Annotated in this window: 14 protein-coding genes and 1 rRNA gene; 8 read left to right on the forward strand and 7 right to left on the reverse strand. The window is 40.9% G+C overall.

Translation table 11 applies throughout. The features are described 5' to 3' along the window. The first annotated feature begins 16 nt into the window (after positions 1 to 16). Complete coding sequence (locus J4N25_RS19600) at positions 17 to 409, forward strand: DUF423 domain-containing protein (RefSeq protein WP_207423489.1); 393 nt, start codon at positions 17 to 19, stop codon at positions 407 to 409. Next, positions 396 to 2876 (forward strand): replication restart helicase PriA, encoded by a 2481-nt coding sequence (priA, locus tag J4N25_RS19605; protein WP_207423490.1) that lies wholly within the window; start codon positions 396 to 398, stop codon positions 2874 to 2876. Before J4N25_RS19600 ends, priA begins: the two co-directional genes overlap by 14 nt. Here the strand turns inward: priA and J4N25_RS19610 are convergent. After that, on the reverse strand, positions 2873 to 3610 hold the full coding sequence (locus J4N25_RS19610) for a hypothetical protein (protein ID WP_207423491.1): 738 nt from the start codon (positions 3608 to 3610) through the stop codon (positions 2873 to 2875). The two genes, priA and J4N25_RS19610, sit on opposite strands and share 4 nt — an antisense overlap. 146 nt (positions 3611 to 3756) lie before the next feature. Here J4N25_RS19610 and J4N25_RS19615 point away from each other — a divergent pair, with 146 nt between their 5' ends. After that, positions 3757 to 4416 carry a protein-L-isoaspartate(D-aspartate) O-methyltransferase gene (locus J4N25_RS19615; RefSeq protein ID WP_207423492.1) on the forward strand — a complete coding sequence of 220 codons (660 nt, stop codon included), beginning with the start codon at positions 3757 to 3759 and terminating at the stop codon, positions 4414 to 4416. A gap of 42 nt (positions 4417 to 4458) precedes the next feature. On the opposite strand, the gene smpB is transcribed toward J4N25_RS19615, so the two are convergent. Together smpB and J4N25_RS19625 are read right to left on the reverse strand one after the other, a co-directional pair. Further along, positions 4459 to 4908 (reverse strand): SsrA-binding protein SmpB, encoded by a 450-nt coding sequence (smpB, locus tag J4N25_RS19620; protein WP_207423493.1) that lies wholly within the window; start codon positions 4906 to 4908, stop codon positions 4459 to 4461. 42 nt (positions 4909 to 4950) lie between these two features. Next, positions 4951 to 5607, reverse strand: a complete 657-nt coding sequence (locus J4N25_RS19625) for a metal-dependent transcriptional regulator (protein WP_207423494.1) — start codon at positions 5605 to 5607, stop codon at positions 4951 to 4953. Between the two features lie 92 nt (positions 5608 to 5699). Here J4N25_RS19625 and J4N25_RS19630 point away from each other — a divergent pair, with 92 nt between their 5' ends. Next, the gene (locus J4N25_RS19630; RefSeq protein ID WP_207423495.1) at positions 5700 to 7913 is read left to right on the forward strand and encodes a TonB-dependent receptor; all 2214 of its coding nucleotides are present in this window, start codon (positions 5700 to 5702) and stop codon (positions 7911 to 7913) included. Between the two features lie 797 nt (positions 7914 to 8710). Here J4N25_RS19630 and J4N25_RS19635 read toward each other — a convergent pair. Further along, entirely contained in the window at positions 8711 to 10582 is a 1872-nt protein-coding gene (locus J4N25_RS19635) for an Nramp family divalent metal transporter (RefSeq protein ID WP_207423496.1), read from the reverse strand. Between the two features lie 101 nt (positions 10583 to 10683). Here J4N25_RS19635 and J4N25_RS19640 point away from each other — a divergent pair, with 101 nt between their 5' ends. Further along, positions 10684 to 11154: an Lrp/AsnC family transcriptional regulator gene (locus J4N25_RS19640; RefSeq protein ID WP_207423497.1), complete on the forward strand. Its 471-nt coding sequence runs from the start codon at positions 10684 to 10686 to the stop codon at positions 11152 to 11154. 127 nt (positions 11155 to 11281) lie between these two features. Here the strand turns inward: J4N25_RS19640 and J4N25_RS19645 are convergent, their stop codons facing one another. The 3 genes from J4N25_RS19645 to J4N25_RS19655 all read right to left on the reverse strand — a co-directional run bounded on the left by J4N25_RS19645 (position 11282) and on the right by J4N25_RS19655 (position 15225). After that, entirely contained in the window at positions 11282 to 12937 is a 1656-nt protein-coding gene (locus J4N25_RS19645) for a glycoside hydrolase family 43 protein (RefSeq protein ID WP_207423498.1), read from the reverse strand. 18 nt (positions 12938 to 12955) lie between these two features. Beyond that, positions 12956 to 14395, reverse strand: a complete 1440-nt coding sequence (locus tag J4N25_RS19650; protein WP_207423499.1) for a pectate lyase — start codon at positions 14393 to 14395, stop codon at positions 12956 to 12958. 83 nt (positions 14396 to 14478) lie between these two features. Further along, the gene (locus tag J4N25_RS19655; protein ID WP_207423500.1) at positions 14479 to 15225 is read right to left on the reverse strand and encodes a rhamnogalacturonan acetylesterase; all 747 of its coding nucleotides are present in this window, start codon (positions 15223 to 15225) and stop codon (positions 14479 to 14481) included. Positions 15226 to 16243: 1018 nt separating this feature from the next. Between J4N25_RS19655 and J4N25_RS19660 the strand changes: the two genes are divergently transcribed. The 3 genes from J4N25_RS19660 to J4N25_RS19670 all read left to right on the forward strand — a co-directional run. Further along, positions 16244 to 16384, forward strand: a complete 141-nt coding sequence (locus J4N25_RS19660) for a hypothetical protein (RefSeq protein ID WP_207423501.1) — start codon at positions 16244 to 16246, stop codon at positions 16382 to 16384. A 572-nt stretch (positions 16385 to 16956) separates the two neighbouring features. Further along, the gene (locus tag J4N25_RS19665; protein ID WP_207423502.1) at positions 16957 to 17172 is read left to right on the forward strand and encodes a hypothetical protein; all 216 of its coding nucleotides are present in this window, start codon (positions 16957 to 16959) and stop codon (positions 17170 to 17172) included. A gap of 195 nt (positions 17173 to 17367) precedes the next feature. Then, a 16S ribosomal RNA gene (locus J4N25_RS19670) occupies positions 17368 to 17446 on the forward strand; the annotation flags it as partial.

The following is a 17446-nucleotide window of genomic DNA, read 5'->3' on the forward strand; positions in this document are numbered from 1 at the left end:
TAAATTAGCACACCATATGAATAGAAAGATTCTTATTACGGCAAGCGTTTTCGGTGCTATAGCCGTGATTCTCGGAGCATTCGGAGCTCATGGATTAAAGGCGCATATTACATCTCAGGATCTGGAGAACTGGAGGACAGCTGTAAGCTACCATTTTTATCATACACTCGCATTGTTATTCCTTTCATTAACAGCTACCAGAAGCAAGGTAAGTACAATTGCTTATTGGTCATTCACCATTGGAATTATACTTTTTTCAGGGTCGATCTATCTTTTGAGTACAAGGTCAATAACTGGTTTAAACTGGGCTTTCCTCGGGCCGGTAACTCCACTGGGCGGACTTCTTTTTATCGTGGGATGGGTTTCTTTATTGGTAACAGGTCTAAAAAAAGGTGATGCTCGAGTTTAACGAGACTGTGGCCGGAAGGCAAACTTATTTTGTGGAGGTCATTCTTCCTCTTGCTATATCAAAAACCTACACTTACAGAGTACCTGCCACCTTGAATTCTCATATAAGGGTTGGTAAAAGGGTGATTGTACAATTTGGAAAGAGCAGGATCTATACGGCTATAATCTATGCAATTACAGAGCAGGCCCCAACACTTTACGAAGCGAAATACATTCTGGATGTTCTTGACGACGAGCCTATAGTTAATCGCACTCAGTTACAGCTGTGGAGCTGGATTGCTGATTATTATATGTGTCACTTGGGCGAGGTAATGCAAGCGGCCTTGCCTGCCGCGCTAAAACTTGCGAGCGAGACTCGAATACTGCTTTTGAAGGATTCTGAGTATGATAAGTCGCAGTTAACGGATAAGGAGTTTTTGGTGGTAGACGCACTTGAGATACAGCCAGAGCTAAAGGTTGGAGATATAGCAAAGTTATTAGGCCAAAAAACAGTTTTTCCCTTGCTTAAGTCTCTTTTTAACAAAGGGGTAATACATATATCTGAAGAGGTAGTTGAACGGTATAAACCGCGTAGAAAAGCCTACATAATGTTGAATCCACTGTATGAGGATGCCGACAGCAGAAGGGGACTGTTTGAAGTGCTCGAGCGTGCACCAAAACAATTAGATGCTCTTTTGGCGTACTTCAAGTTAGCTAAAAATACAAAAGAAATCACAAGGGAGGCTTTACAAGAAGAATCCGGATGTAGCGCCAATGTGATAAAAGGCCTGGTAGAAAAAGAGATATTTATTCTTGACCATCGTGTTGTAAGTCGATTCAGTGACCAGGAGGTTGAGCTTCTGCAAAACTTTCAATTGAGCACTGGCCAGCAAACAGCTTTCAATAGTATTAAAGATCTTTTTACTGAGAAAGAGGTGGTTCTATTACATGGCGTCACCTCATCTGGTAAAACGCAGATCTATATTCGCCTTATCGAGGAGATTCTGCAACAAGACAGGCAGGTACTCTATTTACTTCCCGAGATCGGCCTCACAACACAACTGATAGAACGACTTCGTCAATATTTTGGCAACCAAATTGGTATCTACCATTCTAAGTTTAGCGACAATGAGAGAGCTGAGGTTTGGAACAAGGTTTTAAAAAATGAGTATAAGATCGTTCTCGGGGCCCGTTCTGCAGTCTTCCTTCCTTTCTCTGACCTAGGTTTGATCGTAGTTGACGAGGAACACGAGAACTCTTTTAAGCAATATGATCCAGCACCTCGCTATCATGCCCGAGACACCTCTGTTTTTTTGGCTCATTTACATAAAGCAAAAGTTTTGTTGGGATCGGCAACTCCTTCATTAGAAAGTTATTTTAATGCGCAGAGTGGTAAATACGGATTAGTGGAGCTCACAGAACGTTACGGGGTTTCTACATTGCCTAAAATAGAGATCGTAAGTATTTCTGAAGAAACAAGTAAGAAGACCATGCAGTCTCATTTTACTAGTGTCCTTGTTGAACAAATGAACAACGCCCTCGCGAATAAGGAACAGGTCATTTTGTTTCAGAACAGAAGGGGATATACCCCAGTGCTCCTTTGCCGTACATGCGGCTACTTACCTAAATGTATCAATTGCGATGTAAGTTTAACTTACCACAAAAGTTCAGGAAAGCTACATTGCCATTATTGCGGGTATAAGCAAGATACGGTTTCAATTTGCCCTGCATGCGGTTCGGTGCATATAGAACAAAAAGGCTTCGGTACCGAGAAGATTGAGGATGATTTACAATATATTTTTCCCGATGCAAGAGTCGCCCGGCTGGATTTGGATACAACCAGGACCAAACACGGCTTCCAGCAGATACTAGGTGATTTTGAAGATGGTAAGATCGATATTCTGGTAGGAACGCAGATGGTAGCTAAAGGATTAGATTTTGGTGCGGTAACAGTTATCGGCATTATTAGCGCCGATGGGCTGCTGAACTATCCCGATTTCAGGGCCTACGAGCGTAGCTTTCAATTGTTATCCCAGGTAGCGGGCCGCGCAGGCCGGAGGGACAAAGAGGGAAAAGTAATTATCCAAACCCATAACACTAAACATAGGGTGTTAGAACAGGTGATCAATAATAATTATGAGGAGCTGTATAAGACCGAAATCATTGAACGGAACAGCTTCCAGTACCCACCCTTGTATAGATTAATAAAACTGGACGTAAAGCATAAAGAGTCAATGCTTTTAAGTGATATTGCTTTTAGGCTTGCAAATGAATTGAAGAAGAGTTTTGGTCCTCGTATTCTGGGTCCGGAAGATCCATTGGTATCCCGAATCCGCAACTTTTATATAAAGTCCATCTATCTAAAGATAGAAAGGAATGGAATTTCTCTTACTAAAGTTAAAGAGTACCTCAAAGACACGCTATTGAAGTTTGAGGCTGATAAAGCTAATAAAGGGGTGTTTATACAGGTAGATGTTGATCCCTATTAGTACTTCTCTGCAAAGTTATACTGTAAAGTGAGCAAACCTACAGGTCTTAGCAAGAACTCCCATTTCGAATAGTTATTTACTGTTCTTGTAAAGTTGCCGTCTCTAAATGCTCTTTCCTGCTTTTCGTAGCTGTATAAGAGGTCGAGACTGCTCTCTGCAGCAATAGTAATATGATCGATGACGTTGAACTTTATACCAACCAAAGGAGAAATTGAAAACCCGTTTTTTTGTGTTTTGACATCATAAGGTGTAGTGTAGTTTAACGAAGTGGCATTTGACGAACTGCCTTTGAAGCTATTCCTTCTATACCCCAGATCAAATCCAAAATAAGGCTGAACGTTACCATAAATAATGTTTTTTTCGAAACCAAGGCGTAGTGCATTGTCCCTAAGTTTTCCTTTAGCTTCCTCGCACTCCTCGCAGTCATTTTTAAAGGCTACATCGTCCGAAAAGAAGTTTCCGGTAACCCTGTAACTGATCTGGTTATCATTGAATTTGAAGATAAAACCACTAACATATTCCCTTTGAAAGTTAGTATTATTAACCTGATTCAATATTTGCGGCAGCTCTTCATAACTAAAGAGTTTAACTCCCAGAGAATAAGAGTAAAGCTTCTGGGATCTCATTTTTTGAATAACTGGTTTTCGTGCCGGAGCTTTTACAGAATCAATAGTAACTATTTGAGCCTGGGACAGGAATGGAAATAATAAGAAAGAGAGTAACAGTTTCTTCATGAGGGGGTTATTCAGACCGCGAAAATAACCAAAGTTTCCGATTTTAAAAGGGAGCTGTTTTTATAACACTCATTTTTAGTTAAATAGGCGCTAACGTTGCTATGCTTTTCTTTGAAATGCCTCTATAACCGTATTTTTGTACCTACATGGCTTATAAGTTTGTTGACAATTACAGAGAAAAAGGTGCTCGTAAAAAATTGGTGGAATTGCTTAAAGAGGAGCGGAAGATTGAAGACAAGGCTGTGTTGGATGCTGTTGGACGGGTGCCGAGACACTATTTTTTTGATGAGACTTTCTGGGCTCAGGCTTACAAAGATATCGCTTTTCCAATAGGCGAGGGGCAAACTATCTCTCAGCCCTATACTGTTGCTTACCAAACCCAGTTACTTCATGTGAAAAAGGGTGATAAGGTGCTTGAAATAGGTACAGGATCCGGGTATCAGACCTGTATCCTTCTGGAATTAGGTGCGCAAGTTTTCACAATAGAACGCCAGGAGAAACTTTACGAAAGAGCCAAGTTATTCCTGGGAAAAATGGGATACACTCCCGAGTTTTTTCTTGGTGATGGCTCAAGGGGAATTGCTGAGTATGCCCCTTACGATAAAATACTGGTGACAGCCGGTGCTCCTTTTGTTCCCGAAACGTTATTAAAACAACTTAAAGTTGGAGGCCTTTGTGTTATTCCGGTAGGCGACGAACAATCTCAAAAGATGATAACTGTTTTCAGGGTAAGCGAAACCGACTATGAGCGAATTGAATTGGATACCTTCCGCTTTGTACCGTTGGTTGGTGATCAAGCCTGGTAAGGGTTGAAAAAGAGGGAAGCAATACTTCCCTCAAATGATTTTTTATCTCTTCATTGCACGGTCAAGCTCAATTTTACTTTCCCGTTCTTTGATAGAGTCTCGTTTATCAAAGGATTTCTTTCCCTGTGCAAGTCCTATTTCCAGCTTTGCAAATCCCCTTTCAGAAATGAATAAAGCCAGAGGAACTATTGTAAAGCCTTTTTCTTCTGTTTTATCCCTTAACTTCTTCATCTCTTTTTTCGTAAGCAAAAGCACACGGTCACGTTTCTGTTCGTGGTTATAGAAGGATCCGTGAGAATATTCGGCGATATGCATATTCCTAATGTATAACTGGTCATTTAGAAATGTACAAAAGGCGTCGTTGATATTCGCTTTACCCTGCCGGATAGATTTTATTTCCGTTCCTAGCAGCTGTATTCCTGCTACATATTTATCAAGTATATGATATTCGAAATAAGCTTTCTTATTTCTGATATTTAAATCGCTGGCCATATTAGTTTTAGATCAGGTTATTTTTGTGGTATCAACAAAACATCAAACTATGAGAATGTTTTCGGCAAATTTCTGCGAAACGGTGATCTTGCTATCGTTTATCAAGATTTCCATAGACCCGTCATAGGGTTGGCGTGCTAATACTTTTATGTGTGTATTGATTCCTAAGTCAAGCTGACTTACATACTTTAAAAATGCTACCGTATTGTCTTTTACTGCAACCATCCTGCAAAGTGTACCTTCTTCTGCTTCAGAAAGCGTCTTTTTAAAAGAGGGCTTTAGCTCACCTTTAGCATTTGGGATAACATCTCCATGTGGGTCGTACTCGGGAAAACCAAGGAACTTATCCAGTTTATCTACTAGTTTCTGGGATTGAATATGCTCCAATTGCTCCGCAACCTCGTGCACCTCATCCCAGGTAAAATCTAATTTTTCATATAAAAAAGTTTCCCAAAGGCGGTGCTTTCTAAGTATTTCTATCGCTTTATTTCTACCACTCTCCGATAAGGAGATCTTTCCATACTTCTCGTAGGATATTAGTTTTTTATCCTTCAATTTCTTCAGCATGTCTGTTGCGGTAGCAGGCTTAACCCCTAAGTATGAGGCTAGTTCGTTAGTTCCAGCTTCATCTTTATGCTCTATCTCAAGCGTAATATGTAAAAGAGCTTTAAGATAATTTTCTTCCGTAAATGACAGCATGGCGATAAAATTAACCAAAAAATCAGGAGAATAAAAGTTAGATAAACCTAATTTGATTTGTTTTGTTATTATTGCAATAAATATTTTGTCCTATGCGCTCTTGTTTTTTGTTTTATCTAATTCTTATTTCTTGGCAGGCATTTGCCCAATCTGGGCTGATCCAGGGAAAAGTAACAGCCAGTAAAAAAGCAGTTGAATTTGTGGGCATTAAAAATGGTAACCGGCAGGTTGCTGTTACCGACAGTAATGGCTATTACAGAATAAATGAATTAACAGAAGGGACATATATATTGAATGTTACAGCAGTTGGATATGAAGATGCTACTAAAACTATTCATCTGTTGGGAAATGATACCTTAACAGTTAACTTCGATCTTAAAGCTTCGTCCAAGCAATTGAGGGAAGTAGTTGTTTCTGGAACGATGAAGGAAGTAAGCAGGCTTGACAGTCCGGTTCCTGTCGAAGTCTATACACCAACTTTCTTCAAAAAGAATCCCACTGCCTGCATTTTCGATGCACTTCAGAACGTTAATGGCGTACGGCCACAAGTAAATTGTAATATTTGTAATACTGGCGATATTCATATAAATGGCTTGGAAGGACCGTATACTATGGTCACAATTGATGGTATGCCGATTGTCAGTAGCCTCTCTACCGTTTATGGTCTGTCAGGAATCCCAAACTCATTGATTGATAGAATTGAAATAGTAAAAGGGCCAGCGTCCTCTCTCTATGGATCGGAAGCAGTAGGGGGACTAATTAACATTATCACAAAGAAAACAGGCACTGCTCCCACTTTCTCCGCCGATGTTTTTTCAACTACATGGGGCGAATTGAATACTGATGTTGGGTTTAAATTAGGCTCTGGAAAAAGTGCTTTCCTCACCGGAATAAACTATTTCACCTACCAGAATCCCATTGATAAAAATCATGATAGCTTTACCGACGTAACCCAGCAACATCGCATATCATTTTTTGAAAAATGGTCTTTGCAACGGAAGGAAAACCGTTTATTCAATTTGGCTGGCCGTTACTTCTATGAAGATCGCTGGGGTGGAGAAATGGGTTGGAACAGGAGCTACCGGGGGGGCAATGTTTTATACGGCGAAAGTATTTATACATCAAGATGGGAATTGCTGGGGAACTATCAGCTACCCTTGAAAGAGCGAATTATTTATTCATTCTCCTACAACGATCACCATCAGAATTCGGCTTATGGGCTTACACCCTTTGTGGCTACCCAAAGGATTGCATTCAACCAGCTTGTCTGGGATAAGAAGATTAAGAAGCACGACCTACTAGCAGGAACAGCCCTCCGTTACACTTATTATGATGACAATACAAGTGCTTCCAGAGGTGCAAATGCTCAAACTAAGAACGTTTGGCTTCCTGGAATTTTCGTTCAGGACGATATTTCTGTTCATCCTAAACACAATATACTATTCGGCTTAAGGTACGATTACAACTCTAATCACGGCAACATCATGACTCCTCGTTTTGCCTGGAAATGGAAAATGAATGACTACAATGTATTGCGATTAAATGCCGGAACAGGCTTTAGGGTAGTGAATTTATTCACAGAAGATCATGCTGCATTAACCGGAGCTCGCGAAGTTGTAATACTTGAAGACCTAAAGCCGGAGAAAAGTTACAATCTAAATCTGAATTTCAACACAACCATTGCCAGAGAGTCTCATTCACCCGCTAACCTCGAGCTTTCAGCCTGGTACACCTATTTCAATAATCGGATTGTAGCCGACTATGAAACAGATGTGAATAAGATCATCTACGATAATTTAAGGGGATACGCTGTTTCCCGAGGAGTAAGCGCTAATCTCGACTTAAGCTTTGCCCATGCCATCAAGCTGATCACTGGTTTTACTTTAATGGATGTGTCTACTATTGACAATGTTGCGGGAAACAAAACAAAGGAACGGCAAATGCTGACAGAGCCATGGATGGGTACCTGGGCCTTGACTATCCCGATAAAGAAAAACAAGCTCTCATTTGACTATACGGGAAATATATATGGCCCAATGAGATTACCTTTGATGGAGAACGACCCGCGCCCCGGCAAGTCACCAGTATGGAGCTTACAAAACGTGCAGTTAACTTACAACTACCGTCAGTTTGAACTTTACGGAGGAGTGAAAAACATCTTAAACTTCACCCCAAATAAAGGTCTTCCTTATCTGATTGCAGGGGCAGATAAGCCTTTTGATGATGGTTTCGATCCAACTTATGTTTATGCGCCAAATCAGGGGATAAGGGGATTTCTGGGAGTAAGGGTAAATGTAAAAAGATAGATATGATCACGAATTTTCACGGATTACTCTAATTTTCACGAATCATAGCGCACAAAAGGAATTGAAGGCGTATTAGGAATTAAAGGAGTGGTGCTAACTAAAGAGCGGTACGAATTAAAGGAGTGGTACGAATTACACGAATTACACGAATTACACGAACCTGCATATCGCACAAAGATGAAACACGAATAGATTAAATTAGAAAAAATCATGGAGGCCTAATAGGGTAAACATAGGTCCAAATTCCCTTAATTCGTGCAGCCTTCACCTTCTCGAACTATGCTTTGTGTAATTCGAGTAATTCGTGTTATTTTAAATTAGTGCTCTTACACTATGCATTAGTGAGAATTCGAGAAAATCCTTTTCAATTCGTGTATTTTCACCTTCTCGACCTATGCTTAGTGTAATTCGCGTAATTGGTGTCTCTTAAAATCAGTGCTCTTACCCATTTCATTAGTGAGAATCCGTGTAAATTCCCTTAATTCGTGACCCTTCACCTTCTTGAACTATGCTTTGTGAAATTCGAGTAATTCGTGTCTCTTAAAATTAGTCCTCTTTACCCATTTCATTAATGAGAATCCGTGTAAATCCCCTTAATTCGTGACCCTTCACCTTTTCGAACTATGCTTAGTGTAATTCGCGTAATTGGTGTCTCTTAAAATTAGTGCTCTTTACCCATTTCGTTAGTGAAAATTCGTGAAAATCCCCGTAATTCGTGTTTCTCATTTAATTCGCCTTCATCTATGCATTAGTGAGATTTCGTGAAAATCCTCCTAAATTTTTGTCTCTCTATTTACTTACACTATTAATATCGGTATCCCCGCATTATGCCTCACCGATTCTAGCGTGGTTCCAAAAACAAGATCGCTCAAGCCTTTATGACCATGAGAAGCCATTACCAATAAGTCAAGCTTATTCTCTTTTGCCAGCTTTGTAATAGCCTTAGCAGTATTGCCATAGCCGATCAATACGGTGGCGTCATATCCTAATTTTTGAAGACTTTGCTGATACTTCTGTACATTCTCCAGATCACTTCTCGATTCATAATCCATAGATTTTTCACCATGGTATCGTGCACCGGCAGTTTCTACAATATGGATTAGATAATAGTGCGCGTCTTTTCGCCCTTGTAAAATTGCATGTCTAATACTGTCTTTATCCTTTTTAGTAAAATCCAGAGTAATCCCAATCTCGCGGTAATGGACCGAATGGATCTCTGTAATATCGCTGGCATCGCCATGTGGCACCGTTAGAAGCTTTGCTTGTGAAGGTTTAAACAATGGCATCACAAGCGTATATAAAAGAAGCATGAATATTGCAAGAATTAGAGGTAGAACAAATACATAGATCCACCAGCTACCTTCAGTTTCTTTTATCCAACCATAAACTTCCTCAAAAACCAGTTTTGCATTTAATCCTATGATCACCGCTGCGCTTAACCATGCCAATACTTTCGTCCAGGTTTTAATGGCGAACTGGCCCATCAGTGTTTTATCACTGGTAAAGTGTATTAGAGGTATAATCGCAAAACCTAGCTGAAGACTAAGTACTACCTGGCTTAATACAAGAAGTTTCCCTAATGAATCTTCGCCAAAATAAAGGATTGTAAAAAACGCAGGAGCGATAGCAAGTACACGCGTGATTAATCTTCTTAACCAAGGTTGTATGCGGAGGTTAAGATGACCTTCCATTACAATTTGGCCGGCAAGCGTCCCGGTTATAGTCGAGCTTTGACCTGAAGCTATTAATGCTACAGCAAATAGGGTAGGAGCAAGGGAACCAAAAATCCCTTCGAGTAATTTGTAGGCATCCTGAATTTCGGCAACCTCGTAAAATCCGTTTTTATAAAAAGCAGTGGCGGCAAGGATAAGGATCGATGCGTTTACCAGGAATGCGAGATTAAGTGCAACGGTTGTATCAATAAAGTTAAACTTGAGTGCCTCCTTTATTCCGGAAGGACTTCGTTCTATTTTCCGTGTTTGTACAAGAGACGAGTGTAAGTAAAGATTATGAGGCATTACGGTAGCCCCAATAATTCCAATAGCAATATAGAGTGCGTTTCCACTAAGAAGTGAAGGCTTAAAACCACCGACAACTTCAGCCAGTCCGGGTTTAACGATAAACATCTCTGCAAGAAAAGAAACACCCACAATGAAAACCATCGACACAATAAAGCTCTCCATCATGCGCATCCCTTTGTTCAATAGAAAGAGAAGCAGAAATGTATCGAGGATCGTGACGGATATTCCCCAGATAAGCGGAAGTCCGAAAAGAAGGTTCAAGCCGATGGCCATACCGATGATTTCAGCCAGATCACAGGCTACTATAGCTATTTGAGCTAGGCCATAAAGAGGAATATTAGCCCAATGAGGATAGGCATTACGAGACGCTTGCGCGAGGTCTAAACCTCTTACAATCCCCAAACGGGAACTTAGGGATTGCAACAATAAGGCAATCAGGTTCGACATTAATAATACCCAGATTAGCTGGTAGCCAAATTGACTTCCCCCGGCCAGGTCAGTGGCCCAATTACCTGGGTCCATATAACCAACGCTGATAAGATAAGCGGGACCAATATAAGCCAGCAATTTACGCCAACCTGTTTTGCCTTTTGTATGTACCGACGAATGAACTTCTTCTAATGACTCACTGTATTTGTCTGCAACCATGGATGTTACGTGTTTTGCAAATCTAATAATTAAATTAGGTCAATCTAACAATAAGAGAAGTTTTTAAATTGTTTTATTTTGGCGTCTTAAAATCGACTCCCATGTCTTATCAACCCGACAAAATTGACCTTCAGATATTGAAGATACTGCAGGAAAACGGACGGATTACCAACCTTCAGTTATCTAATATGATAGGGCTTTCGCCTGCGCCTACATTGGAACGCGTACGAAAGCTGGAAAATTCAGGAGTGATAAAGAATTACCACGCCGTAATCGACGAAGAAGAGCTAGGCCTCGGCATTAAAACGTTTATTCAGGTTCAGCTTGATTTTCATAAAAGTAATACCATTCAAACCTTTGCCGACGAGGTGAGGGAAATTAAGGAAGTTGTGGAATGTCATCACGTGACGGGTGGTTGTGACTTCATCCTTAAAGTCTACGTGAAGGATATCAAAGCTTATGAGAAGTTAATCATGGAAAAGATCAGCAACATCAGTGTGGTGAAAACTTTTCAGACCATGATGATCCTCTCCACCAGCAAACAGGACCCGGTGATGCCACTGGATTATTAGTGTAACTAAATCTGGCAATAATACTTGAGACATTAGTATTAATCCCGGATATTTTGCATTTCCAATTGGTCAAAAAAATAGGGCAACAGTGTGAACCACTATTGCCCTATCTATTAACCTTAATGAATTATTTAACTGGCTCTACTCTGAACCAATCAAAGTCTGCATAGCCTGAGTCATTAGTTTGGGCGTCACGAGTAGCAAATAGTCCGACTTTTGCTCCTTTCCATCTTCCTACTTCAGCCTGGAATTCATCTCCAACCTCCGTAAATTGGTTGCCGTCCAGGCTGTAGCTGAACCGGCACTTAGCTCCGGCGGTTACTTTTACCCGGAAGTAAACAGGCAGCTTTTTATTATCCAGTTTGCTGATTACTTTTTCGTCCTCTTGCTTACCTTTTACAGCATCTTTGCCCAGTGTGTAAACAAGATAAACGCCGTCTTTCCTGCTTTTCAACGCAAGGTTGGCATAGCTGAAGCCCATTATAGTTAGTCCCGCCTTTTCATTCTCAAGCTTTTCATTGGGAGTGAATTCCATTTTAGTAGTGACCATAAAATTATCGGCAGGGAACTTCTGTAGCAATACATTTGGCGATTCCCACAGGTTTCTTGAGTCTTCAGGAGCCTTGTCTGTGAAAAGTCTTAACGCGCCTTTTCCCGGGTTTGTAAACACCCATGTTGACTTTGGATTAGCTTGCCACTGCCATTGCAATCCTAATTTCACGCCGTTAAATTCGTCACTTTCTGGCGGCGTGGCAATAGGATATACTTTCCCGCCAACATTTGGCTTTTTATAGGTAAGAACAGGATCTCCGGTTCCGTCTCCATCAGCATCCACACCAATCACTGGCCAGTCATTGATCCATTTCATCGGATTTAGATGCACCAACCGGCCATAGGCTTCCTTATCCTGGAAGTGAAGGAACCAGTCTTCTCCCGTTTGTGTAGTTACCCATGCACCCTGATGTGGGCCGTTCACTGTACTTTTTCCCTGTGCCATTACAACTTTACGCTCGTAGGGGCCATAAATGTTCTTTGATCTTAGCGCAAGCTGCCATCCGGTAGGTACACCACCCGCAGGAGCGAAGATGTAGTAATATCCATTGCGTTTATAGAATTTCGGACCTTCAATGGTTACATCAATCTCGTGACCATCATAAACTAAAACACTTTCATCAATTGATTTAGTGCCCTCAGCATTCAACTGGCGTACAGCAATAACGCTCTTAACTCCCGCTCGACTTCCAGCATAGGCATGAACCAGATATACTTTACCGTCTTCGTCCCATAGCGGACAAGGATCTATTAAGCCTTTTCCCTCTGCAACCATTACAGGGGCCGACCATGGTCCTGCAGGATTTTTTGCTTTTACCAGGTAAATTCCAAAATCTGGATCAGGATAGTAAATGTAATACTCGCCTTTATGATACCGGATGGATGGAGCCCATACACCCTCTCCATGTCTGCTTTTCATAAAGTGCTCAAAAGGTGGTTGTCTCAAAAGAGCATGACCGATGAGAGTCCAGTTTACGAGGTCTTTTGAATGCAGAATAGGTAATCCAGGGATATCTTCGAACGAGGAAGAAGTTAGATAATAATCGTCACCAACACGAATGGCATCAGGATCTGAGTAATCAGCATTTAGAATAGGATTCTTGTAGGTTCCATTTCCCTGGTCTGCTACCCATACTTTTGATACATAATTTGGTTTACTGGTCTGAGCGTAAAGCCCTAGTCCCGCAACCGCTAGTGTACCTGTTAGAAGGAAGTTTTTAAGGTTGTTCATCTGTGTGCTAGAGTGGTATTATTTTATACTGTTTATATATACTTCAATGTTGTCATAAGCGGTACTAAGATCTTTTCCGTTAGCATTTGGCGTATTAGGATTAAGACCTTTCGCTATTTCCCATGCATCGGGCATCCCATCTCCATCGGTATCCGTTGGGGGAGTGGTTTGTTTAAGAATTGGCCAACCGCCAACGTCAGTCTGCGAATCAATAATTCCGCGAAGTCCCGTTTTCAATCCACTATAAGTGGCAGTGCCATTTCTTACTTCATTAACTACTCGCGAGTCAATTTCATCCCGTTTATAGCTTGCACCAGCAGAGTCAAGTACGGCGTTGTATGCTTGTTCTGCCGTATAAGAAGTGATGCCGGCAAAGTCAAAGGCAGTTGTTCTTCTTGCCGCAGTTGTATTTACTCCGGCATCTAAATTAACGCCTCCATTCCAGTTATCGGCACTTACGGTAGTATTCCCAAATACGTAATTGCCATTGATGAAGAAAGTACCATAACCCGGACTGTAAGCTGACAAATTCGTAGTTTCCATCGAAATTTGCATAATACGCCTGTTTCTTGAAGAGGGAGTTGCAGGGCCTGGTTTATAATAATTATTAACGATATTATATTGACCGTTTTCTCCTCCATATGCGCTATTTCCGCTCCAGTTATAGATCACATTGTTCCTGTAATCCACCCGGTCTTTCCCTACAGGACTTACCCCTGTTCCAGTCCTGAATCCGCCGTCGAACCTCGGATTCCTGCTATTATGATGTGCGAGCAAATTATGATGGAAGGTAGCTCCATTACCGCCCCAAATTCCTCCATATCCATGGTCGTCTTTCCCGTGAAAAGATTTGTTCAAACTTTCTGCAAGGATACACCACTGCATCGTGAAATTTCTATTTGCATAGAACGACGCACACTCATCAATAGACCAACTCATAGAGCAATGATCAATGATAATGTTTTGATGATATCTTCCCCAAAACGCATCTTGCTCATACTGCGTTAGATCCCCCAATCGGAACCTGAGATAGCGTACTATTACATTATCCGCATCAATATTAACATCGTAATTCTGAATGCATATACCGTCACCGGGAGCAGTTTGCCCGGCTATAGTTACATTACCGTTCTTTATCTGAAGGCGACTCTTAAGAACAATATTACCCGAAACTTTAAATAGAATTATCCTCGCACCTGTTTGATTTATAGCATAACGTAGCGTTCCCTGCTCAGGTCCGTCTTCTAAAGTTGTTACATAAATAACTCTGCCACCACGTCCGCCTGTCGTTTCTTTTCCAAATCCTTCAGCTCCTGGAAATGCTAAAGCTGTTTCATCAACAGGCCTAACCTTTGGAACTATTTCCGGTTCCTTTTCTGCTACTGCGCTTTTTTTTGAGCACGCAGTCAACGTGCAAATTCCTAAGATAGCTGCGAACACTCCGACCTTATTGCCCATATTTCCCTCTCTTTATACTGTTTTTGACTTTGTTTACTTGTATTCGCTTTAGGCTTTAAAGACCTTGTTCGCTTACATCCCGACTATTTAGTTTTCAATTTCTTAATAAGACCAAGTTTTTGCTCTTTTATACCCTCAACCACTAGTTCGGCCATCGTTTGTGCGCCGTAAGGACTGAAATGCGTATCGTCTTTTTTTCCTTTAGGATAGTTAACATGCCCGGAGTCGACATAATTGAAGAGGGATTTTGCTTTTTCTTCGCCCAGACTAAGGATAAGCCTTTCGGTTTTTTTATGCATATCAATTAAAGGGACATTTAGAGAATCAGCAACCCGGCGGGTTACAGCAGGATACCCAACATGCGAATCTTGAAACACTCCGTTTATAAAAGATCTTCTCATTACAGGTGTAAGAAGGATAGGATTAGCTTTTTTTGAACGCGTTTCATTTACATATTTAATGAGGTTGATCTTAAACTCCTCCAACGTTGTACCGGTTCCTGGTTTGTTGATCTTCTCGTCGTTGTGGCCAAACTCTATAAAAACATAGTCGCCTGCCTTTAACTGATCAACGATTGGCTGCCACCTGTTTTCCGTAAGGAAGGATTTAGTGCTCCTACCGTTTAAAGCTCTATTATCAATCAGAACATCGTTATTAAAGAAATTCTGCAGCTTCATGCCCCATCCCGTTTCCGGGTAAAACTTTGCCTCCTTGTTAGCAGCAGTCGAATCTCCGATAATGTAAAGCGTAATTTTATCTTTTTTTAGTAGAAAAGAGCTTAAAAGAATAAGTAAGGAAAATAGGCTTCCTTTTAGGGCAAAAGCTTTCATTTAATAAATATTAGTATAAATGATTAATAAAATGGTTGTTTGAAGGGAAGTACCCTACGCAAGATTATGAACAATTTTAATGACATACTATTGTATGCCTATAATTTTTTATGCAAACGTTCCCGTGTCTGTGTTAGTGGAATTGTTTGGTAACAATTGAGTTGGATTAGGTTCTTTATTATAGTGGCCCGTAATGTTATAAAGTAACACTAGATAAACTTCCATTAATAGTTGTTTTCCTGTTAGCTTTCTAATTTTTCTCCTATGGTATATTATTATGAAAATTAAGATCACAACAATCTAAAATGGCCACACGGAAATTATACCAAAAAATATCGAGACAAGGAGATCAAGTCCTTCGGCGATAGATGTTTTTCGAAAACTGGACAGCGAAGGCGGGAAGTTGTATCGCATGGCTATTTATCTTTACTCAGGTAACGGCTACAGCAAAGAAAATTCCAACAGCACAAATGTAAGGAAGTCAAAAAGCATTTTTACCAAAGAAACCGGCCCTTGCGGCGTTTTGCGGAGAATTGCGGGTATTTGCGGCCAGATGCGGAAGGATGGGTACTTTCTTCGGGGAGTGTTCGGGTAAAGGGGGTACTTTGTTCGGAAAATTGGGGGGCTTTCCCGAAGCTGCCTCGAACCTTTCCCGAATCTGACCCCTTTCTGACTGGCTGGAAATGTCCAGCTGCCAGGATTTTTAAATTCTTGTTCAGGCTTTAGTGAGTTTTGGCTGAGAACCTTCTTCCTATATGCTTCCTACCCCCTTCGGATCTGGTGCGGTCTGCTTCCGTTCAGTTGCTTATCAGTTGCCGATAACGTGCGGTTTCAGCGCACGATATCTGCAGATGATCGGAAGCTGATGGCTAGAGATCCGAAGCAGTACAAAAGCAGGTAGGGATTTGCTGCTAATTTTCCGGAAAAACCTCCATGAACAGAAGCTCACAACGGCGGATAAAAGTTTTTGAAGGTTCTTCTGGGCAAATGTAAAACAACCAGACATTCAAGAAAATCGATGGCGGTATCTGGCGGCGAAATGGCGGCACTTGGCGGTGAAGTGATGACAATCCACTCACTTGGCGAGTGGTTTCTTCAGCTCTTGTTCAGTCCTTCTTTAGTTCTTGTTCAGTTCAAACCCCGTTTCCGGCCTGTTTAGCTGAAGAAAGGGTAACCAAGGTATGAGCGAGAACTGAACAAAGGGGGGGAGAATGTGCAGGTTAAGCTGGTCTTCTTTCTGAAAGATTAGGTATGAAGTGTACCAATTAGCGGATTTGATACTTCTTTGCCTTCAACAATTCCGGCAAAGACATTTCTCATGAATACCAAAGGCATAGATAGTGCGTAGATGAAGCACAGATAAAGCATAGATAGTCCGATGGAAAGCACTAAATTGAAAAGAATAAAAAAGAAAGGATATATGATACTAAAGGACAAAATCCCCTCGTTTAGGAATAGGTTTTACAGGAATGGGAGATCTGCTGAGGGGAAAACCAACACTAACACGCAGATCATCAACTTGTTTTAAACTATTTTAAAAAACAGCTTGACGGCTAAAGAAAAAACTCCCACCTTTGCAGTCCCAAAACGAACAGGACTGGGTAAAACGGAAGAGCGCAAGGCTTACCGGAGTTGAAAGAAGAGAGAAAAAAGAAGGCAAAAAGAATTTTAAAATAGTTCTTGCCAAATTAAAAAAAGATTCTCACCTTTGCAGTCCCGAAACGGGGAGGTTTGAAAGCAAAAGCAAAACGCTTTAACGCTACTGAAAACCAGCAAAGAGCAAATGAAAACGAAGAAAAAAATCTTCAAATAAATTTGCAGAGAAACAAAAAACTTCTCATCTTTGCAGTCCCAAACAAAAAGGGTCGCCGAAGCGCAACGCAGAAAGCGAAAATTGAAAAAGTAAAATCAGTGAAATCGCCAGGTCAAATCGGTGAAATCATTTGAAAATAAAGCTGAACCGAGATGGAGAGGCGCAAAAGTTCTTAAAAAGAAATAATCATGTAGCATAACGGGAAGGAAACTTTTCGTTAGAAAATTTATCCAAAATCAATTCCCTCGGATAGACAAAATAACCGAAGCAATTCGGAAAACAACGATTCTATTTGAGATATAATAGGGTCAGAGAAACAAACATTCATTACAATGGAGAGTTTGATCCTGGCTCAGGATGAACGCTAGCGGCAGGCCTAATACATGCAAGTCGAACGCGATTGGGGAG

This window comes from Desertivirga brevis, from assembly GCF_017355835.1.